This window comes from Mycobacterium sp. 48b (assembly GCF_048282725.1).
GTDB lineage: Bacteria > Actinomycetota > Actinomycetes > Mycobacteriales > Mycobacteriaceae > Mycobacterium.
Genome location: NZ_JBLVUL010000001.1, coordinates 6227710 through 6249697 on the forward strand (window position 1 = coordinate 6227710; position 21988 = coordinate 6249697).

Annotated in this window: 19 protein-coding genes; 7 read left to right on the forward strand and 12 right to left on the reverse strand. The window is 66.9% G+C overall.

Annotation, left to right across the window (positions count from 1 at the left end):
* Nucleotides 1-21: 21 nt before the first annotated feature.
* From ACNQR1_RS30475 to ACNQR1_RS30500, 6 genes are all read right to left on the reverse strand, one after another.
* Nucleotides 22-3531 (reverse strand): DNA-directed RNA polymerase subunit beta, encoded by a 3510-nt coding sequence (locus ACNQR1_RS30475; protein WP_418049273.1) that lies wholly within the window; start codon nucleotides 3529-3531, stop codon nucleotides 22-24.
* A gap of 410 nt (nucleotides 3532-3941) precedes the next feature.
* On the reverse strand, nucleotides 3942-5042 hold the full coding sequence (locus ACNQR1_RS30480) for a hypothetical protein (RefSeq protein WP_418049274.1): 1101 nt from the start codon (nucleotides 5040-5042) through the stop codon (nucleotides 3942-3944).
* 66 nt (nucleotides 5043-5108) lie between these two features.
* Nucleotides 5109-6194, reverse strand: coding sequence for an ABC transporter ATP-binding protein (locus tag ACNQR1_RS30485; RefSeq protein WP_418049275.1), 1086 nt, complete (start codon nucleotides 6192-6194; stop codon nucleotides 5109-5111).
* A gap of 202 nt (nucleotides 6195-6396) precedes the next feature.
* Entirely contained in the window at nucleotides 6397-6783 is a 387-nt protein-coding gene (rplL, locus tag ACNQR1_RS30490) for a 50S ribosomal protein L7/L12 (protein ID WP_418049276.1), read from the reverse strand.
* Between the two features lie 81 nt (nucleotides 6784-6864).
* Nucleotides 6865-7392: a 50S ribosomal protein L10 gene (rplJ, locus tag ACNQR1_RS30495; RefSeq protein WP_418049277.1), complete on the reverse strand. Its 528-nt coding sequence runs from the start codon at nucleotides 7390-7392 to the stop codon at nucleotides 6865-6867.
* A gap of 329 nt (nucleotides 7393-7721) precedes the next feature.
* On the reverse strand, nucleotides 7722-8171 hold the full coding sequence (locus ACNQR1_RS30500; protein ID WP_418049278.1) for an anthrone oxygenase family protein: 450 nt from the start codon (nucleotides 8169-8171) through the stop codon (nucleotides 7722-7724).
* A 73-nt stretch (nucleotides 8172-8244) separates the two neighbouring features.
* Between ACNQR1_RS30500 and ACNQR1_RS30505 the strand changes: the two genes are divergently transcribed.
* Nucleotides 8245-8679 carry a winged helix-turn-helix transcriptional regulator gene (locus tag ACNQR1_RS30505; protein ID WP_418049279.1) on the forward strand — a complete coding sequence of 145 codons (435 nt, stop codon included), beginning with the start codon at nucleotides 8245-8247 and terminating at the stop codon, nucleotides 8677-8679.
* On the opposite strand, the gene ACNQR1_RS30510 is transcribed toward ACNQR1_RS30505, so the two are convergent.
* Genes ACNQR1_RS30510 through ACNQR1_RS30525 form a run of 4 tightly spaced genes read right to left on the reverse strand, consistent with a single transcriptional unit; the run spans nucleotide 8580 to nucleotide 15074 of the window.
* On the reverse strand, nucleotides 8580-9476 hold the full coding sequence (locus ACNQR1_RS30510) for an ROK family protein (RefSeq protein ID WP_418049280.1): 897 nt from the start codon (nucleotides 9474-9476) through the stop codon (nucleotides 8580-8582). The genes ACNQR1_RS30505 and ACNQR1_RS30510 overlap by 100 nt on opposite strands.
* Nucleotides 9477-9489: 13 nt before the next feature.
* Complete coding sequence (locus ACNQR1_RS30515) at nucleotides 9490-10107, reverse strand: malonyl CoA-ACP transacylase (RefSeq protein ID WP_418049281.1); 618 nt, start codon at nucleotides 10105-10107, stop codon at nucleotides 9490-9492.
* Nucleotides 10104-14303, reverse strand: a complete 4200-nt coding sequence (locus tag ACNQR1_RS30520; protein ID WP_418049282.1) for an NEW3 domain-containing protein — start codon at nucleotides 14301-14303, stop codon at nucleotides 10104-10106. Before ACNQR1_RS30520 ends, ACNQR1_RS30515 begins: the two co-directional genes overlap by 4 nt.
* 18 nt (nucleotides 14304-14321) lie before the next feature.
* The gene (locus ACNQR1_RS30525) at nucleotides 14322-15074 is read right to left on the reverse strand and encodes an endonuclease/exonuclease/phosphatase family protein (RefSeq protein WP_418049283.1); all 753 of its coding nucleotides are present in this window, start codon (nucleotides 15072-15074) and stop codon (nucleotides 14322-14324) included.
* Nucleotides 15075-15139: 65 nt separating this feature from the next.
* Between ACNQR1_RS30525 and ACNQR1_RS30530 the strand changes: the two genes are divergently transcribed.
* Nucleotides 15140-15688, forward strand: coding sequence for a hypothetical protein (locus ACNQR1_RS30530; protein WP_418049284.1), 549 nt, complete (start codon nucleotides 15140-15142; stop codon nucleotides 15686-15688).
* On the opposite strand, the gene ACNQR1_RS30535 is transcribed toward ACNQR1_RS30530, so the two are convergent.
* Nucleotides 15685-16653, reverse strand: coding sequence for a helix-turn-helix transcriptional regulator (locus ACNQR1_RS30535; protein ID WP_418049285.1), 969 nt, complete (start codon nucleotides 16651-16653; stop codon nucleotides 15685-15687). The two genes, ACNQR1_RS30530 and ACNQR1_RS30535, sit on opposite strands and share 4 nt — an antisense overlap.
* A 61-nt stretch (nucleotides 16654-16714) precedes the next feature.
* Between ACNQR1_RS30535 and ACNQR1_RS30540 the strand changes: the two genes are divergently transcribed.
* Together ACNQR1_RS30540 and ACNQR1_RS30545 are read left to right on the forward strand one after the other, a co-directional pair.
* On the forward strand, nucleotides 16715-17248 hold the full coding sequence (locus tag ACNQR1_RS30540) for a DinB family protein (protein WP_418049286.1): 534 nt from the start codon (nucleotides 16715-16717) through the stop codon (nucleotides 17246-17248).
* A 3-nt stretch (nucleotides 17249-17251) separates the two neighbouring features.
* Nucleotides 17252-17851 carry a DinB family protein gene (locus tag ACNQR1_RS30545; RefSeq protein ID WP_418049287.1) on the forward strand — a complete coding sequence of 200 codons (600 nt, stop codon included), beginning with the start codon at nucleotides 17252-17254 and terminating at the stop codon, nucleotides 17849-17851.
* Here the strand turns inward: ACNQR1_RS30545 and ACNQR1_RS30550 are convergent.
* Nucleotides 17848-18462, reverse strand: a complete 615-nt coding sequence (locus ACNQR1_RS30550; protein ID WP_418049288.1) for a TetR/AcrR family transcriptional regulator — start codon at nucleotides 18460-18462, stop codon at nucleotides 17848-17850. The genes ACNQR1_RS30545 and ACNQR1_RS30550 overlap by 4 nt on opposite strands.
* Nucleotides 18463-18538: 76 nt before the next feature.
* Here ACNQR1_RS30550 and ACNQR1_RS30555 point away from each other — a divergent pair, with 76 nt between their 5' ends.
* The 3 genes from ACNQR1_RS30555 to ACNQR1_RS30565 are packed head-to-tail and all read left to right on the forward strand — an operon-like array spanning nucleotide 18539 to nucleotide 21882.
* Complete coding sequence (locus ACNQR1_RS30555; protein WP_418049289.1) at nucleotides 18539-19534, forward strand: oxygenase MpaB family protein; 996 nt, start codon at nucleotides 18539-18541, stop codon at nucleotides 19532-19534.
* Between the two features lie 52 nt (nucleotides 19535-19586).
* The gene (locus ACNQR1_RS30560; RefSeq protein WP_418049290.1) at nucleotides 19587-20954 is read left to right on the forward strand and encodes an ABC1 kinase family protein; all 1368 of its coding nucleotides are present in this window, start codon (nucleotides 19587-19589) and stop codon (nucleotides 20952-20954) included.
* A 10-nt stretch (nucleotides 20955-20964) separates the two neighbouring features.
* A complete protein-coding gene (locus ACNQR1_RS30565) occupies nucleotides 20965-21882 on the forward strand; it encodes an alpha/beta fold hydrolase (RefSeq protein ID WP_418049291.1) in 918 nt (305 codons plus the stop codon).
* Nucleotides 21883-21988 lie beyond the last annotated feature (106 nt).

Genomic DNA, 21988 nt, shown 5'->3' on the forward strand with positions numbered 1-21988 from the left:
CTTTCGGGACTAGAAAACAACTCAGGCGAGATCTTCGACAGAGGCGGACTCATTGCGCGACAGGTTGATGCCGAGGTTGGCAGCAGCACGCTCCAGGTCCTCGTCGTCACCGTCACGCATTTCGATCGCCGCGCCGTCGCTGGAGAGCACCTCAACGTTGAGGCACAGCGACTGCAGCTCCTTGAGAAGCACCTTGAACGACTCGGGGATACCGGGTTCAGGGATGTTCTCGCCCTTGACGATGGCCTCGTACACCTTCACGCGGCCGACCGTGTCGTCGGACTTGATGGTCAGCAGCTCCTGCAGGGTGTAGGCAGCGCCGTACGCCTGCATGGCCCAACATTCCATCTCACCGAACCGCTGACCACCGAACTGCGCCTTACCACCGAGCGGCTGCTGGGTGATCATCGAGTACGGGCCGGTGGAGCGGGCGTGGATCTTGTCGTCCACCAGGTGGTGCAGCTTGAGGATGTACATGTAGCCGACCGTCACCGGGTACGGGAACGGTTCGCCACTGCGGCCGTCGAACAATGTCGCCTTGCCGTCCGCGTTCACCATGACGTCACCGTCACGGTTGGGCAGCGTCGAGCCGAGCAGGCCGGCCAGCTCCTCTTCGCGGGCACCGTCGAACACCGGGGTGCTGACGATGCTGTCGACCGGGGCCGAGTGCAGACCATCGGGCAGCCTGCTCGCCCATTCGGGCGTTCCCTCGGCCACATCGATGTTCCAGCCGGCCTTGGCCACCCACCCGAGGTGGGTTTCCAGGATCTGGCCGATGTTCATACGACGCGGCACACCGTGGGTGTTCAGGATGATGTCCACCGGGGTGCCATCGGGCATGAACGGCATGTCCTCGACGGGCAGGATCTTGCCGATGACGCCCTTGTTGCCGTGGCGTCCGGCGAGCTTGTCGCCGTCGGAGATCTTGCGCTTCTGGGCCACGTAGACGCGGACCAGCTCGTTGACACCGGCGGGCAGCTCGTCGTCGTCCTCACGCGAGAACACGCGGATGCCGATGACCTTGCCGGACTCACCGTGGGGCACCTTGAGCGACGTGTCGCGGACCTCGCGGGCCTTCTCACCGAAGATGGCACGCAGCAGGCGCTCCTCCGGGGTCAGCTCGGTCTCACCCTTCGGGGTGACCTTGCCGACCAGGATGTCGCCGTCGCGGACCTCGGCGCCGATGCGGACGATGCCGCGCTCGTCGAGATCGGCCAGCACCTCATCGGAGACGTTCGGGATGTCCCGGGTGATCTCCTCGGCGCCCAGCTTGGTGTCGCGGGCATCGATCTCGTGCTCTTCGATGTGAATCGAGGTGAGCACGTCCTCTTCGACCAGGCGGTTCGAGAGGATGATCGCGTCCTCGTAGTTGTGACCCTCCCACGGCATGATCGCCACGAGCAGGTTCTTGCCCAGGGCCATCTCACCGTTCTCGGTGCACGGTCCGTCGGCGACGACCTGGCCGGCCTCGACACGCTGTCCGGCGTCCACGATCGGACGCTGGTTGGCGCAGGTGCCGTGGTTCGACCGGGCGAACTTGCGCATCCGGTAGGTGTGCCGGGAGCCGTCGTCGGCCATCACGGTGATGTAGTCGGCCGAGACCTCCTCGACGACGCCCGCCTTCTCCGAGACGATGACATCGCCGGCGTCGATCGCGGCACGCAACTCCATACCGGTACCGACCAGCGGGGCCTCGCTGCGCACCAGCGGAACCGCCTGGCGCTGCATGTTGGCACCCATCAGGGCGCGGTTGGCGTCGTCGTGCTCGAGGAACGGGATCATCGCGGTCGCGACAGAAACCATCTGGCGCGGCGAGACGTCCATGTAGTCGACATCGGACGGGGCCACGTTCTCGACCTCGCCGCCCTTACGACGGACCATCACGCGGTCTTCGGTGAAGCTGCCGTCCGCATCGATCGGCGAGTTGGCCTGCGCCACGACGTGGCGGTCCTCCTCGTCGGCGGTCAGGTAGTCGATCTGGTCGGTGACCTTGCCGTCGACGACCTTGCGGTACGGCGTCTCGATGAAGCCGAACGGGTTGACCCGGGCGTACACCGACAGCGAACCGATCAGACCGATGTTCGGACCCTCAGGGGTCTCGATCGGGCACATCCGGCCGTAGTGGCTGGAGTGCACGTCGCGGACCTCAAGGCCGGCACGCTCACGGGACAGACCGCCGGGGCCCAGCGCCGACAGACGACGCTTGTGGGTCAGACCCGACAGCGGGTTGTTCTGGTCCATGAACTGCGACAGCTGGCTGGTACCGAAGAACTCCTTGATCGCCGCCACGACGGGACGGATGTTGATCAGGGTCTGCGGCGTGATCGCCTCGACGTCCTGGGTGGTCATGCGCTCACGCACGACACGCTCCATACGGGAGAGGCCGACCCGGATCTGGTTCTGGATCAGCTCGCCCACGGTGCGCAGACGACGGTTACCGAAGTGGTCGATGTCGTCCACCTCGACCGGGACCTCGACGCCGCCGGGGACGGTCATCGTGGTCTGGCCCTCGTGCAGACGCACCAGGTACTCGATGGTGGCGACGACGTCTTCCTCGGTCAGGGTCGACGACGTGATCGGCTGGCCGGCGTTCAGGCCGAGCTTCTTGTTGACCTTGTAGCGGCCGACGCGGGCCAGGTCGTAGCGCTTCTCCTTGAAGAACAGGTTCTCCAGCAGGGTCTGCGCGGACTCCTTGGTCGGCGGCTCGCCCGGACGCAGCTTGCGGTAGATGTCCAGCAGTGCCTCGTCGGGACCAGCGGTGCTGTCCTTCTCGAGGGTGCCCATCATGATCTCGGAGAAGCCGAAGCGCTCGGTGATCTGCTCGCTGGTCCAGCCCAGCGCCTTGAGCAGCACGGTGACCGGCTGACGACGCTTGCGGTCGATACGCACACCGACGGTGTCGCGCTTGTCGACGTCGAACTCCAGCCACGCACCGCGGCCCGGGATCACCTTGACGCTGTGCAGCGTCTTCTCGGTGGACTTGTCGATGCTCTCGTCGAAGTACACACCGGGAGAACGCACGAGCTGGCTCACCACGACACGCTCGGTGCCGTTGATGATGAAGGTGCCCTTCTCGGTCATCATCGGGAAATCACCCATGAAGACCGTCTGGCTCTTGATCTCACCGGTGTTGTTGTTGATGAACTCGGCCGTGACGAACAGCGGAGCCGCGTACGTCATGTCCTTGTCTTTGCACTCGTCCACCGGCGCCTTGACCTCGTCGAAGCGCGGGTCGGAGAAGCTCAGCGACATCGAGCCCGAGAAATCCTCGATCGGCGAGAGCTCTTCGAGCACCTCTTCGAGACCGCCCTTGGGGTCGGTCTCGCCGCGATCGACGGCCTTCTGCCGCCATCCGTCCGCTCCGACGAGCCAGTCGAAGGAATCCGTCTGAACGTCGAGTAGCCCCGGAACCTCAAGAGGCTCGCGGAGCTTGGCAAAAGAAACTCGGTTCGGTGCTCCTGGGACGGAGTTATTGGTGTTAGCGTTCGCTGTGCTCTGGCTAGAGACTGCCAAGATGCATCCTTCCAGCACCTCATGCGACTGTCCGGAGAGCTGGTGCGCCGGTCCGTTGGCCGCGATTCTGCGTCGGTTCGGCTGGCTTTGGCCTGTCCAGAACCCCATACGCACGGCACAGGACTAGATACTGAGCAACGCTCAGGCTAGAACATTATGTGCAGATCAGGTGAGGGTGGGCAGGGTGCAGCCAGCGCAACGTCCAACGATAGCGCAGAACGGCGCATTCCTCAACCACCACACATCCACTGCATGAACTGGGTCACCCGGCGCTGGCTGGCGTCCACTAAACCCTTCACACATGCTGCCCAACAGATTGGCCTGTCCAGGGCCTTCCGTCAAGAGGTGACGCGCGGTTTGATGCGCCCAACTCTGCCCCGGAATGGCAGCTCGCGCAACGGGTGAGCGAGCGTTATCTTGTCCGCCGGTCACGCCGCGCCGAATTGGGCGAACAGCCCTGATGCGACCTCCGCCGGAACCAACCGTTCCGGGATGACCAGCCCCGTTCCCAAACCCCGCGCCGACACGTGAAATACGTGGTCAGAATGCCAGATGCGCTCGATGCCGCCCAGCTTCAAGATCTGCAGATGGCCCCCGAGACGTACCCCGATCTGCTGCGAACCGAACTCGGCCGCGATGGGAGCTCCGGGCGGAACCAACTGACGGAATTTCGCGGGCGTCGCAAAGCACACCACGTACGTGAGCGCACCGACGGCCGCGACCAAGACCCCAGCGGCGCGGAGCACCGAAGTCGCCGTCAGCTCCCCGTCCTCGACATACGAATAGCCGAGCATCACCAGTGGTACGAGGATCGCGAGTGCGAACGCCAATCGAGTCGCGACACCGCGCTTGACTGCGGCGCCCAGTTCGTCGGCCAAACCGGCGTCGGCAATGTCCATGGTGCGGATCACCCCGTCGGGACCCGTCCGCTGCCTCGCACCGGGCCTCGCGGCCTCCGGATACGTCGGAAGCACCCTGCGACGCTCTGTGACGGTGGACACCAACTTGGCGGCGATGTCTGGCGGTACCAGTTCGTCGGGGATCAGCAGTTCGATGCCACCGACGCCCTGCACCACCAGGACCGAGTCAACACGCCTGACCTGGAGCACCTGGTCGAGGTAGAGCGCATTGAAGTGCTCCAACCACCCGATACCGATGGCCTCCGGCCTGAACTCGGCCCACATGGCAGTGCCAGCAGGCAGCTTGAGCGCCCAACTCCGGGGCGCTGCGAGGACCAGCAGGCCGAACCCGAACACGATGAATGTACCGACACCCATGGCGACGGTGAACGCCAGCGCGTACAGGAGATCAGGGAGATTCTCGCCCGAGAACGGCATGCCGGCGAAAAGAACGACGACGACGGGGACGACCACGGCCACCAGGGCCACAACGACCCACAGCCGGCGTTTGGAGAGGTACTCGGCGCGCGCCAATTGTCTGGCCATCCGCGCATCGGCGTAACCGTGCGCCCGGGTGACGCCACCACCCAATTCCTCGAATCGGGCGGGCTGACCCCGCTGCACGTGCATTCGGTTCCTGCTCTCTCACAACACAAATCAGGCCGGACCCTCGGGGTCCGGCCTGATCGTTGACACTCAGCTCTGGTGAGGAACCTCGATGGCTCCGGTCGGGGCGTCGTCTTCGACCGGACGCTGGTGGCGCGTGGTGGGCTCGTCGCCGAACTCGTGCACCGCGTACTTGTGCGTGCCCTCCAGGTCGTCCAGGATCGCGGCCTGCGCGGCCGGCGGCAGGGTGTGCAGGATCTCGCGCACCCGGGCCTGGCGCCGGGCCACACCCGCACGCTCGGGCATACCCGGGGTGGCGGTCAGCTGCGGCGGCACGCCCTCGATCTCTTCGACACCACCGTCATGCTGACCGGCATCCAGCAGAGCCTGCTCGGCTGCGGCGGTCGCCTCGTCCTTCTCCTCGGACATACCGATCGGGCCGATACGACGACCGTTGAGGAACTGCTTGACGACGGGCTCCTCGCTGGTCAGCAGCACCTCGCGGGGGCCGAACATGACCAGCTGCTTGCGGAACAGCATGCCGATGTTGTCGGGCACGGTCCGGGCGATGTTGATGTTGTGCGTCACGATCAGCACCGTGGCGTCGATCTGCGCGTTGATGTCGATGAGCAGCTGGCTCAGGTAAGCGGTACGGACCGGGTCCAGACCGGAGTCCGGCTCGTCACACAGGATGATCTGCGGGTCGAGCACCAGCGCGCGGGCCAGGCCGGCACGCTTGCGCATACCACCGGAGATCTCGCCGGGGAACTTGTGGCCGTCATTGGGCATACCGACCAGGTCGAGCTTCTCCATGACGATGTTGCGGATTTCGCTCTCGCTCTTCTTCGTGTGCTCACGCAACGGGAAGGCGGTGTTGTCATAGATGTTCATCGAGCCGAACAGCGCGCCGTCCTGGAACAACACACCGAACAGCGTGCGGATCTCGTAGAGCTCCTTGGCCGAGCACTCCAGGATGTTGGTGCCGTCGATGACGATCGAGCCGCGCTCCGGGCGCAGCAGACCGATCAGGGACTTCAAGAACACCGACTTACCGGTACCCGACGGGCCCAGAAGCACGCTGACCTCGCCAGCGGGAATCGACATCGTGACGTCTTCCCAAATCTTTGACGATCCGAAAGATTTGCTCAGCCCCGTCACATCGATCTGGACGCCCATAAAGATCCTTCCGCCTACGGCTCACCCCGCCACCTGCTGCGGCCTGTGGCTTGAGTCACCATAGCGCACGCGGCACCGCCCACACATGCTTGTCTCCCAATATTCGGGAGTACCCGGGCCCTGACCGAACCATTCCTGCTCATACAAGCAAAGAACCCCCGAATCCGTGGGGATTCGGGGGTCCTTGCGGTCCAGTTGTGGACTACTTGACGGTGACGCTGGCGCCGGCAGCCTCGAGCTTGCTCTTGGCGTCCTCGGCGGCCTCCTTGGTGACCTTCTCCAGCAGCGGCTTGGGAGCGCCGTCGACCAGATCCTTGGCTTCCTTCAGGCCCAGGCCGGAGACGATCTCGCGGACGACCTTGATGACGCCGATCTTCTTGTCGCCGGCACCCTCGAGGATGACGTCGAATTCCGACTGCTCCTCGGCGGCCTCGGCGGCGGCCGGGGCGGCACCGGCGGCGGCAACGGCGACCGGAGCAGCAGCGGTGACCTCGAAGACCTCTTCGAACTGCTTCACGAACTCAGAGAGCTCCAGCAGGGTCATTTCCTTGAACGCGTCGAGCAGTTCGTCGGTGGACAGCTTGGCCATGTTTATGGTCCTTCCTGATTTTTCTTACAGATGTTGGGTGGTTGGTGCAGTTGCGTTTGAGCGACAGCGGTTGAGCAGCTACTAGGCAGCGTCGCTGGCGGCCTTCTTCTCCTGCAGCGCCGCGGCGAGGCGGGCAACCTGAGAAGCGGGCGCGTTGAACAGGCCTGCGGCCTTGGACAGGTTGCCCTTCATGGCACCTGCCAGCTTGGCGAGCAGAACCTCGCGCGACTCGAGGTCGGCGATCTTCTCGACCTCGGCGACGGACAGCGCCTTGCCGTCCATGTAGCCGCCCTTGATGATGAGCGCCTTGTTGTCCTTGGCGAACTTCTTGATCGCCTTGGCGGCGTCAACGGGCTCACCCTTGACGAATGCGATCGCCGTGGGACCGGCGAACAGCTCGTCGAGACCTTCAATGCCGGCTTCGGACGCGGCGCGCTTCACCAGAGTGTTCTTGGCGACGGTGTACGTGGCCGAGTCGCCGAGGGAACGACGCAGCTCAGCCATACGTGCCACAGTCAGCCCGCGGTACTCGGTGACGACGGTGGCCGTCGACTCCTTGAACTGCTCAGCAATGTCGGCAACCGCCGTGGCTTTCTCAGCCTTGGCCATGCATGCCTCCTTGTGGTGGGTATCGGGCGCTCCACCAACTTGGGGCCGTGAAATGACGAACGCCCCGACGCAGACAGGTCGGGGCGCAGAGATATCCAGCATGAAACTGGTCCAGCCTCGTCCTCCTGCGTGGGCCGCCGGGACATTTCCCGGACCTTCAACCGATTGCTCGGTGACCGACGGTCTTCGGTGGAACCCGACCAGAGTAGCCGAACACTCACCAATCAGCCAAAACGAGCACGCTTCCCCCTCTGCACTGCACCGCGAGCGACCGTGTCTGTAGGTCGACACGCGGCAAATTGCGTACCTGGGCGGTCGCTCGCGGCGCCTCAGCGTGCGCCGGCCAGCACAAGCAATACGAAGGCCACTGCGAGCAGGCCGACCCGCACCCAGTGCAATCGATCCCAGCGCCGGGCCAGTTCGTGAAACTGCTCCGGGGCCTCACCTGCACCGTCACCACCGAAGCCGGCAGCGACACGGTTGTTGATCGGCACCAGCACGGTGACGCTCAACAACATGACCAGCACCATCATCACCACCGCCGTGACAAGCAACGGCCCGGGTCTGAACACCGTGGTAGCGATCAGCAACGTCGTCGACGCCATGTACCAGAACGGCATCGCGGTTCCGAGGGTCTTGGCGCCGGTGCCGCGTGCCTGCCAGTAGGCGGCGTCAGGCAGCCGCTGCAGGATCGGGTTGGTGAATGCGGCGACGCCGAACTCCACGCCGAGAAGCGGGCCGGTGATGATCACGGCGAGAATCTGCACGATTTCGTTCACACCATCGAGCCTGGTCAGTACGCTGACAAAAAACAAGGTACTGACAAATTAGTCAGCACGTGGAGGGCGGGAAATGGCGGTTTCCAAGAAAGAGGTCGGCGAGTGCCCGATCGACGCGACGCTGTCGGTGATCGACGGCCGCTGGAAGGGCACCATCCTGTGGCGGCTGGCCGACGGGCCGATGCGCACCGCTGAACTGCGCCGCAGCATTCCCGACATCACCGAGCGGATGCTGATCCGGCACCTGCACGATCTGGTCGACGCCGGGATCATCGACCGCCACGACGCGGGCACGGTGCCGCCGTGCGTGCACTATTCGATCTCCGAGTACGGCAAGACGCTGGCGCCGGTACTGGGGGCATTGTGCGAATGGGGTCGCACCCACATGGAGATTCAGCAGCGGAAGCGTCAGCCCCGCACCAGGGCTGCCGCCCCGACCAGGCCGGCGTCGCCGCCGAGTCCGGCAGGCACCACCCGCAGCCCGCGCAGGAAGTCCAGCCCGGCGTAGTCCGCGAGCGCCGCCCGCAACGGGTCGAACAGCAGCGTCCCGGACTTGGCCACTCCCCCGCCGATCACGACCAGGTCCAGGTCGCATACCGCGCCCACCGAGGCGATCATGGCCGCGACCGCGCGGGCACCACGCTGAAAGGCCTTGATGGCCAGGTCATCTCCTTTGTTCGCCGCATCACCCAGCGCCTTGGCGTCCGTCCCGCTCCAGCCGTGCCTGCGGGCCCACCGCACCATGCTCGGCCCGGACGCGATGGTCTCGACACAGCCGTGCCCGCCGCACGTACACAGGTCACCTCCGTCGGGGGCGACGACGACGTGGCCGACGTGCCCGGCGTTGCCGGTGCGGCCGTCGTACGGTGCGCCGTCGAGCACCAGGCCACCGCCGACCCCGGTCGACACCACCATGCCGAGCAGGAACTGCGCGTCCCGGCCCGCACCGCGCCACTGTTCGCCCAGTGCCATGCACAGCCCGTCGCCGCCGAGCCGCACCGGCAGTCCGGTGGCACCGGAAACCCGCTCGACGATCGGAAAGTGTTGCCATTCGGTGATATTGATCGGGCTGACCGTGCCGTTGGGCAGGTCGATCGGCCCGGCCGAGGCCACACCGACTCCGGTCGCGGCCCCGTTCGCGGTCTGCATGGTCTCGCCGAGCAGCTTCGCCACGACGGCCCACACGCTCTCGGCGTCACCGTCGGGTGTCGGGAGCTGGGCCCGATGGACCAGCTTCCCCTCGGGATCCACCAGGCCGGCGGCGATCTTGGTGCCGCCGATGTCGAGTGCCAGGGTCAGTGCCACGGGGTAGTCACCTCTAGTGCTTGTGCGTGTTGTCCGGCTGGCGGGGGTCACCGGGATGTTCGTACCCGGGCGCCAATTCGACCAGGGCGGCGCACCGCGCGTCGAGCCACTGCCGGAAGGCCTGCCTGCGCGCGGCGGCCCGCAGATGGGCGGCGATCCGATCGCGAACCTCATCGAGGGAGGGCGCGACAGGACGCGTGCGCCATCCGTGCGACCCGGCCCGCGTCTCGGCGAAACGCAGCGGGTTGCGCGCGTGATACGCCGCCACCTGGGCATCCGAAACGTCCACCGCAGCAGTGATGTCGGTGTACACCGCCCGCGCCGACGGTGTTCCCAGCGTGGCCGCGGCGATACTGCCGATCTCCAGCCGGGCCGAGGTGTCGGGCAGCACCTCCTCCAGCGTGGGAGCACTTACGCCGGACAGTCCGCGCGCCAGCGCCTCGCCGTCGAGCACCCGCTCGGCAGCCACCAATTGGGTGAGCCAGCGCCGCACCTGACGTCCCTCGCTGGTTCCGGGCCGGGGCAGCGCCGAGGCCCGGTTGCCCGCCCGCAGCGCGGCCTCCCGCTCGTCGATCTCGTTGATCGACACCGGCTTTCCGGCCACCCTCGCCGCCCACGCCACGTGGTTCATCGGACCGTGACCTTCACGGCCGGTGAGTAGATCAAGCGCCCGGCGCATCCCACCCGGATCAGCGCCCACCACTCCCCCGGCTCGACCCACGACGGCGGCGCGACGTCGAACCCGATCTCAGCCGTACCGCCCGCGGGCAGTTCGGCACCCACGGCAGCGGGTCCCATCCATTCCCACGTCCCCCACGGGCTGATGAGGTGCGCCTCGGCGGTCAGAGCAGCGAGTCCGTCGGTGCCGATCGTGATCGTCAGTCGCGCCGTCTCACCGGCCCTGACGTCGACCGCCTGCGGCTCGGATATCAGTTTAAGCATCTGGCCACCGGGCTCACCGACGGTGACGACGCAGATGTCCTCGACCACCTGCCGCCACGACGGCGGCAGGGCCGCTCCTCCACCGGTGACCGCGAGTTCGGCTCGCAACGGGTACAGCCCGGGTGCGGCCCCGGCCGGGATGCCGAGCACCACCTCGGTTTCCAGATGCTCGCCGGGAGGCAGCACATACGGCAGCTCGGCGGGTTGCACCTCCCACCCCACCGGCGCGGTCAGCCTGACCTTTCCGTGCAGCGCGGCATCGGTGCAGTCGCTGGCCGCCGTCAAGCGGACAACGAGTTCGGTACCAGGTTGTCCGGCAATGCTTTCCGGGTGCAGATACGCCACGGCGGGCAGGCCGCCCAGCGGCGCAGGGCCGCGATTGTGCAGCCAGTACCGGGCGTACAGCGGCTGAGCCGCCTCAGCCTCGGGGGCCAACTGGCGATGCTCGGCGCGCAACATCCTGGGCAGGTTGAGCTGGGTGGACACCGTGGCGATCTGATAGCCGTGCAGCCTCAGATCCGACGGCTGCTCCGGCTCCGGCTCTTCGAGCAGGTTCAGGTTGGCGGCGGCCGACACCGCGCGCAGCCCGGAGCGGATGGTGACCTCTGCGGCGTTACCGGTGATCTCGACCAGACGGACCGTTACCCCGTCGGCCGGGTCGGTGCTGCGCACACTGCCCGACGCCAGCGGATTCCCGGCGGCCTTGAGCGCGCCGAGTTGCACGGCCCCGGCGGGCTCGATCTCCAGCAGGGATCCCCACACCGGCAGCCCGCCGCCGGCGTCCGAGTCGATCACCACCGGCTGCAGCGGACGGTTGAATTCGGCGGCGCTGGGGGCGACTCCCGCGTCCCGCCAATCGCCTTCACCGCTGACCAGTACGTAGTCGAATGTGTGTGTCCAGTGCTGCAATTGGAAGTTGGAGCCGTCCGGCGCCGTGCGCCGGGGCGGATCGATCCAGGTGCCGGACGGCCAACCGGTGCAGGACCGCATGAGTGACGTGTGCAGGGTGCCGTCCGGCTCGACCGCGAAGCTCGGCACCCCACGATTCAGCAGCGCCACCGTGCGGGCCTCGAACGGCTCGGCGGCCGCGGGAGCCTGCTGGGTGACCATGATTTCGGCGCGGCCCAACTCGTCGACCACCGCATCGAGGTCGCCGGCCAGGATCAGCACCGGCAGGGTGCGCACGCCGCGCAGGTCGGCACCGGGCACCCAGTGCTCGGTCAACGGCGCGGCAGCAGGCACCCACACCCGAGCGGATCCGGTGGCGTCGATCTGACGTTTGAGTTCGTCGGCGTAGGCGACCTCCGCCTCGGCGAGGACGGCTGCAGTGAAGGGGTTTTCATCGGGACCGCCGAGCGCGAACCGGGTATCGGGCAGGTTGGAGTCCACGCTGAGGTCGCCGTAGCGCGGCTTGTCGGCGGCGCTGCAGGTCGCGGTGACGCCGGCGCGGACCAGGGCCACCATCAGATCGCGGGGGTTCACACCGTCGGGAGCGACCACCTCGGCCACCGAGACCGCCCGCACCGCCGAACCGATACGCACCCGCACCGCCGAGGACAGCCCGAACCAGCCGTAGGCCGGGTTGTCCAGTGTCCACGGGTGTTGCGCGGCATCAACGGCGTGATGATCCGAACCGTCGTGCAGCAGCCCGAACCCGCGGCCGATCACCGCGTCGCCCACCTCGCTCACCGGCAACGCACCGGGTACCGGGCAGGGCCAGCGCAGCCGCACCAGGCGGTCGGCACCGACGAACTCGTCGATCACGGTGCGACAGTCGACGCGGTCCACACCCGACCACAGCGTGATGATCTGGGTGTAGCGCAGCAGATCTCCGATGCGGCCCTTCACGACCACCCGCTGCCCGAGCGGGCTCTGGTAGCACTGCACGTCGTCGGCCAGACCGGCCGAGGAGCAGACCACCGGACCCGTGGGCAGCAGGTGCCAGGGTCCTTCCCCGGCTACGGGGTGGGCCGAATACTCCTCGTAGACAGCGAGTTCGTTACCGACGGCGCCGTCGGCGATGAGCTCGCGTCCGTCGTCCACAAGTGAGCACACCCCGCCACCACGCGCCGCATCGACGCGCAGCCGGAACCGGCCGTTGCTGATCTCGGCCCCGGCCAGCGGTTCCCAACCGCGCGCCGCCCCGGAGACGAAGCGGTAGGACTGCCAGCCCAGCGACGGAACGTCACGGGCCAGCCAGCTCACCGTGGCACCGTCGTGTTCGACCAGCACCGGTACCTCGTTGCCGTCGCCGTCGAGCAGCGCGCCGGCGAACGGTGCGTCCAGGTGCACTGTGACGATGTCGGTGCGGTGGTGCGCCACGGCATTCCACACCACCACCGTCCTCAGCCCCGGGTCGCTGCGCTCCTGCCCGCCGAAGCTCAACCCCCGGTCGCTGCGCTCCTGCCCGCCGAACCCGCCGACGGCGCGCGACAACACGCGCAACGCGTTGTCCCGGGCGGTGACGCCGAGTTCCCAGGCGTCGCGCCAGCCGGTCAGCAGGTCGAGGTAGACCTGGTCGGATTCCGATCCGGTGATGGCGTCGTGATGCGCGCCGTAGGCCAGCTGCACCCAGGCCTTGGCCATGGCGGCCTGAGGATAGTCCGCTCCCCCGAGCAGCCCGGCGAACACCGAGAACCGCTCGGCGTCGAGCACCGCATCCTCGGCAGCCCGGTTGGCCTGTTTGGTGTCGATGTAGGAGACGTCCTTGCCGGTGTAGATCGGGTTCATGTCACGGGTCTGTGGGGACGGCGTGATCCCGCGCTCGTCGACTTCGGCCCGCACCGCGGTGAAGAATTCGGACGGTAGCGCGCACACGAACTTCGGCCAGACGTACCGCGAGTTCCAATCGCGGTGGATCTGGGTGACCCATTTGTTGGGCGGGGTGTAGTCGGTGCCGACCGGCAGGAGCACGTTGCGGGTCAACGCAACTCGCTTCAGTTTCGTGAAGAGCGCGTAGGTGGATTCTTCGGCCTCGGCCAGTGAGGCAGCGGAGTCCATCCACCATCCGGCCGAATAGTGGGCGGGCATGTAGTGGGTCAGAAGTCCTCGCCCCGAGGGGGCGATCCACTCGAACTCGCTCGCGAACTGCATGCGCTCGGGGTCGCCGTCGTTCTGCATCGGCCCCCACTGGTGATGCGGCCCACGCGCCCACGAACTGGAGGTCAGGCCGACGTCGGCCGCCATCCCGGGGAACTGCGGGTCGTGCCCGAACACGTCGAGCTGCCAGGCCGTGGCCGGGTCAGCGCCCAACACGTCACGCTGGAAACCCATGCCCGACACGAAGTTCCGAATCGCGGTCTCGGGGCTGGTGAGGTTGGTGTTGGGCTCGTTGTAGGTGCCACCCATGATCTCAACCCGGCCCTCGGCGATGAACCGGCGCAGATCGGCCCGGTCTTCTGGGCGGGCGTCCCAGTAGGGCTTGAGATAGTCCACCTCGGCCAGCACGAACTTGTATTCCGGTTCGCGGCGAGCCATTTCCAGATGTGCGTGCACCAGGTCGAACCCGTTGGTCTGGCGGCATTGGCCGGGTGGGTCCTCGGTCCACACGCTGGTGTAGGCGGCCTGGGTGTTCCACCAGACGGGGTCGTAGTGGAAATGGCTGATCATGTACATGGTCCAGCCGGGTTCGGCGACGGTGAACTCGAAGTCGGTCGAGCCCACGCGGGCGCGCCGGATCTCGCCGGGCACACCTCGCTCGACGTCCACCGGTATCTCGACGGTGCCGTCACCGGCGGCAGCCATCGCCTCGCCGGAGAGCCCGTCGCCGCTGACCCGTACCGGCGTCGGTGAGGCGCAGGCCTCGTATCGCACCCGAACCAGCTGCCGAGGGGCATCGTCCGGCCCGGCAAACAGCTCCGTCGTCTCCACTGACGTGACGTGCATCTGGAAAACCCTACGACTTCACGGCACCGAAATGTCGACGACCAGAGCCCGATGATCCGAAATCGGTAGGTGCGGTGCGGCGGATGCGGTGGCGGCCAGCGTGGGGTCGTCGGTGAGGATGTGGTCGAGTTGTGTCGTCGGCGTGTCGGCCGGAAAGGTCGGCGCGGCCGCCAGCTGACGCCAGTGCTCCGGCGCGCCCGAGTTCAGGTCTCCCATGAGAACCCGCGGCCCGGGAAAGCCGCTCAGGTCGCGCAGGAGGTGCCGCAGTTGCACCCGGTTCCACCCCGGCACGAACGACAGGTGGGTGTTGGCCACCGAGATCGGGCCGAGCGGGGTGTCGACTCGGGCCACCATCGCCGCCCGGGGCTCCTCGTGAACGATGCGGAACCGGCGGATCCCCGAGACGTACATCGGAAACCGCACGGGTATCCGCGGCAGGCGCAGCACCTGCCAGTTCTCGACGGGGTACCGGGTGAGCAGGGCGATGCCGTAGGCGGCGGTTCCGGGTTGTTCACGCCCGGTGGCAGCCATCCAGGTGGCACCCGGTGTTCCGGAGATCGCCGCCACGAACCGGTGGTGCACGGCGTTCATCGCCTCGGCGGCCACGGCCGTCAGGTCGGCCTTGCCCGAGCGCGGCTGATCGAGGTCGACTTCCTGCAGCGCCAGGATGTCGGCGTCGAGTTCGGCCACCGCGGCAGCGAGTCTGCCCAGGTGGACTTCGCCGTCGTGAACACTGCGTCCGTGCAGGATGTTGAAAGTGGCCAGCCGCATGGGTACTCAGTACCCACAACTGCATCGGCTCCATCATCGATGCCCCCACCGACCCGGGACGGCACATGCTCGACCGCAACGACGCACTGCGTGACGCGCTGAAGCGCGCCGCGTCGGCGTTCAAGGCGCACGGGCCGCAGTTCGCGCTGGCGGGCAGCTACGCGCTGTGGGTCTACGGTGCGCCCGAGCCCGTGCACGACGTCGATTTCGTGGTGGCCGAGAGTGACGCCGAGGCGGCCGAGGTGGCGTTGCGCAAAGCCGGATTTCAGATCGTGCACGTCCCCGAGGACTGGTTGTTCAAGGCCTATCCCGATGACGACGTCCTGGTCGACGTGCTCTACCAGCTCAACGGGGCATCGGTGGACGCGGCCATGCTGGGAACCGCCGAGGTGCTCGATGTGCTGGCCATCCGGATGCCGGTCCTGCCGCCGACGGTGGTGGTGTCGGAGAAGCTGCGCTCGCTCAACGAACACCACTGCGACTTCGCGGCACTCCTGCCGGCCGCCCGCGCGGTCCGCGAGCAGGTCGACTGGGACGTGGTGCGGGTCGCGACCGCCGACAACGACTTCGCCGCCGCGTTCCTGATGCTCATCGACCGGCTCGGCATCACCTAGTGCCCCGGGAGGGCGGCGTGCAGGCGCGCGGCGACGACTCCCACGGCAGCAGCCACCTCGGGCGGTTCGAGTACTTCGAAGTCATGGCCCACGGTGGCGAAATACAGCACCATGCGCTCAGGGTCGTCGGCGCCGGCGGTGACGATGCAAGTGTCGGGGCCGTCGGCCTCCACCGTGGCCGACGCCGGTGGAAACTTCTGTGCGACAACCTCTTGCGGTGCCTGATACCGCACCCGGGCTGTGTAGCGGTAGGGCGAGGAACTGATCGCCCGCCGCACGTAGTCGGCTGCGTCCGGCGCGTCCCGTGGCGTGAACGTGGTGCCGCGCGCCACGACCTCCGACATCCGGTCCAGCCGCAGGCTGCGCCAGTCTTCGCGGTCACGGTCGTAGGTCATCAGGTACCAGCGCCGTCCAGTGGTCACCAGGTGATAGGGCTCCAACCGTCGCTGGGTGTGGTTGCCCCTGATGTCGGTGTAGTCGGCGCTGACGTGTTCGTGGTCGCGGCAGGCCCGGGCCAGGGTCATCAGTACATCGGGCTCCACGGGCGCGTCCGACGCGTTGGGCGCCAGGGTGACGGTGGCGTCGTGCACCGCCGAGACCTGCGAACGCAACCGCGCGGGCATGACCTGGTCGAGCTTGGACAGGGCTCGGAGGGCGGATTCGCCGACGCCGGCGACGCTTCCGCCGGCAGCGAGCCGTAGGCAGACCGCCATCGCGACGGCTTCGTCGGGGTCGAGCAGAAGCGGTGGCAGCGCCGCGCCCGCACCGAGTTGGTACCCGCCGCCCTGGCCCTTGCTGGCGTGGACGGGGTACCCGAGTTCGCGCAACCGCTCGATGTCGCGACGGACGCTGCGCGTGGTGACGTCGAGCCGTTCGGCCAGCTCCTCACCCGTCCACACCCGGCGCGATTGCAGCAGTCCGAGGAGTTGCAGCACCCGGCCGGTGGTTTCGCTGCTCACAGCCATGCAAGAAGTGTGCCGCACTTTTAGGACCGAATCTGTCCTATATGCGTGAGACGGTTATCTCATGTGGACAAACCTCCTGGCCGACCAACTGGACTTCCACTGGACCCATCAACTGAGGCCGCGATTGGACGGCCTGACCGACGACGAATACTTCTGGCAGCCGGTGAAAGACTGCTGGACCGTTCACCCCGACGGCGCCATCGACTTCAGTTATCCACCGCCACAACCAGAACCGTTCACCACCATCGCGTGGCGACTGGCGCACGTGATCGTCGGCGTGTTCGCGATGCGCAACCACTCACACTTCGGCGGACCGCCGGCCGACTACGAGTCCTGGCCGTACGCCACCGACGCGGCCACGGCCCTGAAACAACTCGACGACACATACCGACATTGGACCGACGGGGTCAGAAGCCTCGACGACAACGCCCTGCAGAAGCCGTGCGGGCCCGCCGAGGGACCGTACGGTAATGAGCCGATGTCCGTGCTGGTCCTGCACATCAACCGGGAGGTAATCCACCACGGCGCCGAAATCGCCTGCATCCGTGACCTTTACGCGCACTCCAGCCAAACAGCCCACAACAAGGAGAACTGAACCATGCCAGGAATGCCCCCGCCCGCCAACGACGAACGTCAGACCCTGATCGAGTTCGTCGCCTTTCAGCAGAACGCCTTCCTCGCGGTGGCGCACGGCCTGACCGACGAGCAGGCCCGATCCACCCCGTCGGTGAGCGCGCTGTCGGTCGGCGGTCTGATCAAGCACGTCACCGCCGTACAGAAGGGCTGGGCCGACCGCGCCGAGCACGCGCCACAGTTCCCGCCGCCGGATACCCGCCCATTCGAGGAAAAGGCGGCCGAGTACGCCGACCTGCACGTGATGCGCGAGGACGAGACCCTTGCCGGCCTACTCGAGGCGTTCAAGGTCCAGAATGCCGAGACGCTGCGGGTTCTCGCCGAGCGGGACCTCGACACCGCGGTGCCGGTGCCACACGATGTGCCGTGGTTCCCGCAGGACGTCGACTACTGGTCGGTGCGCTGGGTCGCCATGCACCTGATCGAGGAACTCAGCCGGCACGCCGGCCATGCCGACATCATCCGCGAATCCATCGACCGCGCAACGATGTACGAGTTGATGGCGGCCGAGGAGCAGTGGCCCGAGACCGAATGGATCAAGCGCTGGCGGCCCATCGAGGCCTAATTGGCGGCACCGAGAACCAGCCGCAACGCGTAATCCACCACGACCTCAAGGTCGTCGCCCAGGCTCCCGCCCAGCCACTGCTGGGCGAGCTCGGCCATCGCCCCCGTGTACATGGCCGCGCCGACCTGGGCGGCGACCGGGTCCGAGCCCGGGTTGAGCCGGCCACCCTCGGACACCACGGCCTCGCGCAACAGGTCCTGGGTCGCCGCGCGCCGGGCGGCCAACACGGGGTTGGCCCTGGCATCGGTGAACAGCACCCGTCCCCGCCGCGGGTCTGCTGAACTGAAGCCCAGCACCGCGGCGATTCCGGCGCGGGTCCGGGCCCGCACGGAGTCGCCGGCCCCGGCCATCGCGGCGTCGACATCGGCTGCCAGGGCCGCACTCACCTGGTCGTAGACCGCACCGAGCAGTTCGTCGGTGTCGGCGAAGCTCTCGTAGAAGTAGCGGGTGTTGAGGCCGCATTCGCGGCAGACCGAACGCACCGACGTCGCGACCTCACCACCGTCTCCGAAGAGCCGGAATGCCGCGTCGACGAGCAGCGCGCGGCGTTCGGCGCGGCGGTCCGTCAACGGCACGCCGGCCCATCGCGTCGGGCTGGACGTTTCCGGCATTCCTTCAGCTTAAGTCTGGTCACACCCGTACCCAAAATGTATTCTGGCTACAGACGTAACCAGAAGGGGGTTCACGGTGGACATGCCGCACCAGGTGCTCGAGCAGATGCTGCAGCGGAAGTTCGACAAGGACATTCGTCAGCACTACTTCCGCGGCATGGAGTTCGCCGGGCCCGCGGGCGATCCGGGATGGTTCGGTCCGGGCAGCGCGGTCTGGCATGTCCACTCTCACACCGAGGCGCTGATCTTCGGCCTGCAGTGCGCGGCCTACATCGAGCGCCTCGATCCGTCGATCTACTGGATGGGCATGCACCATTCGCGGTTGGTCAAGCGCGACGAGAACGGCACCGCCGTCCCCGTCATCGACCCGCAGGGTGCAGCGGTACGCCTGGGACATTCCATCGCGTTCTTCATCGGCACCGCCTACGGCAACACCGAGACCGCCGAACGGGTGGCCAAGACGGTGCGGGCCATGCACCACACCATCAAGGGCACCCGCCCCGACGGCGCCGTCTATGACGCCGACGACCCGGACTGGCTGCGCTGGAACTACGCGACCGTGGTGTGGGGGCTGGCCACCGCACACGAGATCTACCATCCGAATCCGTTGCGCGGTAAGAAACTTGACCGTTACTACGGGGAGTTCATCCGCGTCGGACACGCCCTGGGCGGCACCGATCTGCCCGAAACCAAGGCCGAGACACTGGACTGCCTGCACTCCTATCTGCCCAAGCTGGCGCTCACCCACGGTGCGGCCATGGCCACCGGCTCCAACCTTCCGATGCCGCAGAGCGCCGTGGACTGGGCGATTCGCGACACCATGCCGAAGTGGGCCAAGCAGCTGATCGGACACACCGACCCGAACCCGATCGAGCGGGCCGGCAGGCGCGCCCTGGTGTGGTCGATCATCAACGGACTGCACACCGCGGCGGGCACGACCCTGGAGTTCCGGGCAGCACAAAAGCGGGTCTCCGCCGGGACCACCGTGCCCCACACCGAGCCCGCCTACGTGCCCGGCAGCGACCCGATCCTCAGCCGCGAAGAGGTCGAAGAGAGTTTCGCGTCGGTGTGACGCACGGCACAGATGTTTTTGGCCGCACCGTGGCCTTTGAGACACTGCAGCTATGAGCACTACGCCGCCGAAAACCAAGCACCGTGAGGTCGCCAGGTTGAGTCGGGTGCCGTTGCCCGTGGAGGCCGCCCGTATCGGCGCCACCGGATGGCAGATCACCCGCACCGGGGCCCGCGTCGCCGCCAACATGTTCGGCCGCGGATCCCTGCAGCAGAAGATCATCAAGCAGGTGCCGCAGACCTTCTCGGATCTGGGTCCCACCTACGTCAAGTTCGGCCAGATCATCGCGTCGAGTCCCGGCGCCTTCGGTGAGCCGCTGAGCCGCGAATTCCGCAGCCTGCTCGACCGGGTACCGCCGGCCGACACCGATGAGGTGCACAAGCTCTTCGTCGAAGAACTCGGCGACGAGCCCACGAACCTGTTCAAGAGTTTCGACGAAAAGCCGTTCGCCTCGGCCTCGATCGCGCAGGTGCACTTCGCCACGCTGCACAGCGGCGAGGAGGTGGTGGTCAAGATCCAGCGCCCGGGGATCCGTCGCCGCGTTGCCGCCGACCTGCAGATCCTCAAGCGTGGCGCGCAGCTCGTCGAGCTCGCCAAGCTGGGCCGCCGGTTGTCGGCCCAGGACGTGGTCGCCGACTTCGCCGACAATCTCGCCGAGGAGCTCGACTTCCGGCTGGAAGCCCAGTCGATGGACGCGTGGGTGTCGCACATGCACGCCTCCCCGCTCGGCGAGAACATCCGGGTACCCCAGGTGTACTGGGATCTGACCAGCCAGCGGGTGCTGACGATGGAACGGGTCTCCGGCGTGCGGATCGACGACGTGGCCGCGATCCGCAAGAAGGGTTTCGACGGCACCGAGCTGGTCAAGGCCCTGTTGTTCAGCGTCTTCGAGGGGGGCCTGAAGCACGGCCTGTTTCACGGGGACCTGCATGCGGGCAATCTCTACGTCGACGACGACGGCAAGGTCGTGTTCTTCGACTTCGGCATCATGGGCCGCATCGACCCGCGCACCCGGTGGCTGTTGCGTGAGCTCGTGTACGCCCTGCTGGTCAAGAAGGACCATGCGGCCGCGGGCAAGATCGTGGTGCTGATGGGGGCCGTGGGGACGGTGAAGCCAGAGGCGCAGGCCGCCAAGGACCTGGAAAAGTTTGCCACCCCCCTCACCATGAAGTCGCTCGGCGATATGTCCTACGCCGAAATCGGCAAGCAGCTGTCGGCGCTTGCCGACGCCTACGACGTCAAACTGCCGCGCGAATTGGTGTTGATCGGCAAGCAGTTCCTCTACGTCGAGCGCTACATGAAGCTGCTGGCGCCCAAGTGGCAGATGATGAACGATCCCCAGCTCACCGGGTACTTCGCCAACTTCATGGTGGACATCGGCCGTGAGCACAAGCAGGACGACGACGGGGACGAGGCCTGAGTTGGCCGGTATGAAGGTGCGGTCCGGATTCGCCAAGTCGTCCGCGGAACCAGGCGACGTCGACCTCTACTACGAGGACATGGGTGACCCCAACGATCCGGCCGTGTTGCTGATCATGGGTCTGGGCGCGCAGATGCTGTTGTGGCGCACCGGTTTCTGCGAAAAGCTGGTGAACCAGGGCTTGCGGGTGATCCGGTACGACAACCGCGATGTGGGCCTGTCCACCAAGCTGTCGGGTAAGCGGGTGGACTCTCCGCTGTCGCTGCGGATGGCCCGCTCGTTTCTGGGCCTGCGCAGCCCGTCGGTCTACACACTCGAAGACGTCGCCGATGACGCTGCCGCCCTGCTCGATCACCTCGACATCGACGACGCCCACATCGTCGGCGGCTCGATGGGCGGCATGATCGCCCAGGTATTCGCGTCCCGGTACGCCCAGCGCACGAAGTCGCTGGCGGTGATCTTCTCCAGCAACAACCAGCCGCTGCTGCCGCCGCCCGGCATCAGACAACTGCTGTCGGTGATCACCGGTCCGCCCGCCGATTCGTCGCGAGATGCCATCATCGACAACGCAGTTCGGATCAGCAGGATCAACGGCAGCCCCGGTTACCCGACCCCCGAGGCGGAGATCCGGGCCCAGGCCGCCGAACTGTACGACCGCGCCTACTACCCGGCCGGGATCGCCCGGCATTTCGATGCCATCCTCGGCAGCGGCAGCCTGCGCCACCACGACAAGCGGATCAGCGCACCCACCGTGGTGATCCACGGCCGCTCCGACCGGCTGATGCGCCCGTTCGGGGGTCGGGCGGTGGCCCGCGCGATCGACGGCGCCCGGCTGGTGTTGATCGACGGGATGGGCCACGAGCTGCCCGAGCCCGTGTGGGACGAGATCGTCGGCGAGCTCAAGACGAACTTCGCGAGCTCGGCCTGATTTCTGCGTCTGCAACGTTAATTACCCGAACACCACTTTGCCGGTGCCAGAAAGCTCGGTAGCTGGCCGAAGCCGCTCTACTGTTTCTTACAGCAGTCTGGGGGGG

Coding starts and splice junctions, on each gene's coding strand:
- rplL (WP_418049276.1), bottom strand. CDS start 6,783: ATGGCCAAGCTGTCCACCGACGAACTGCTCGACGCGTTCAAGGAAATG.
- ACNQR1_RS30540 (WP_418049286.1), top strand. CDS start 16,715: ATGTGGACAAACCTCCTGGCCGACCAACTGGACTTCCACTGGACCCAT.
- ACNQR1_RS30525 (WP_418049283.1), bottom strand. CDS start 15,074: ATGCGGCTGGCCACTTTCAACATCCTGCACGGACGCAGTGTTCACGAC.
- ACNQR1_RS30565 (WP_418049291.1), top strand. CDS start 20,965: ATGAAGGTGCGGTCCGGATTCGCCAAGTCGTCCGCGGAACCAGGCGAC.
- ACNQR1_RS30550 (WP_418049288.1), bottom strand. CDS start 18,462: ATGCCGGAAACGTCCAGCCCGACGCGATGGGCCGGCGTGCCGTTGACG.
- ACNQR1_RS30485 (WP_418049275.1), bottom strand. CDS start 6,194: ATGGGCGTCCAGATCGATGTGACGGGGCTGAGCAAATCTTTCGGATCG.
- ACNQR1_RS30480 (WP_418049274.1), bottom strand. CDS start 5,042: ATGCACGTGCAGCGGGGTCAGCCCGCCCGATTCGAGGAATTGGGTGGT.
- ACNQR1_RS30520 (WP_418049282.1), bottom strand. CDS start 14,303: ATGCACGTCACGTCAGTGGAGACGACGGAGCTGTTTGCCGGGCCGGAC.
- rplJ (WP_418049277.1), bottom strand. CDS start 7,392: ATGGCCAAGGCTGAGAAAGCCACGGCGGTTGCCGACATTGCTGAGCAG.
- ACNQR1_RS30545 (WP_418049287.1), top strand. CDS start 17,252: ATGCCAGGAATGCCCCCGCCCGCCAACGACGAACGTCAGACCCTGATC.
- ACNQR1_RS30505 (WP_418049279.1), top strand. CDS start 8,245: ATGGCGGTTTCCAAGAAAGAGGTCGGCGAGTGCCCGATCGACGCGACG.
- ACNQR1_RS30515 (WP_418049281.1), bottom strand. CDS start 10,107: ATGAACCACGTGGCGTGGGCGGCGAGGGTGGCCGGAAAGCCGGTGTCG.
- ACNQR1_RS30560 (WP_418049290.1), top strand. CDS start 19,587: ATGAGCACTACGCCGCCGAAAACCAAGCACCGTGAGGTCGCCAGGTTG.
- ACNQR1_RS30535 (WP_418049285.1), bottom strand. CDS start 16,653: ATGGCTGTGAGCAGCGAAACCACCGGCCGGGTGCTGCAACTCCTCGGA.
- ACNQR1_RS30530 (WP_418049284.1), top strand. CDS start 15,140: ATGCTCGACCGCAACGACGCACTGCGTGACGCGCTGAAGCGCGCCGCG.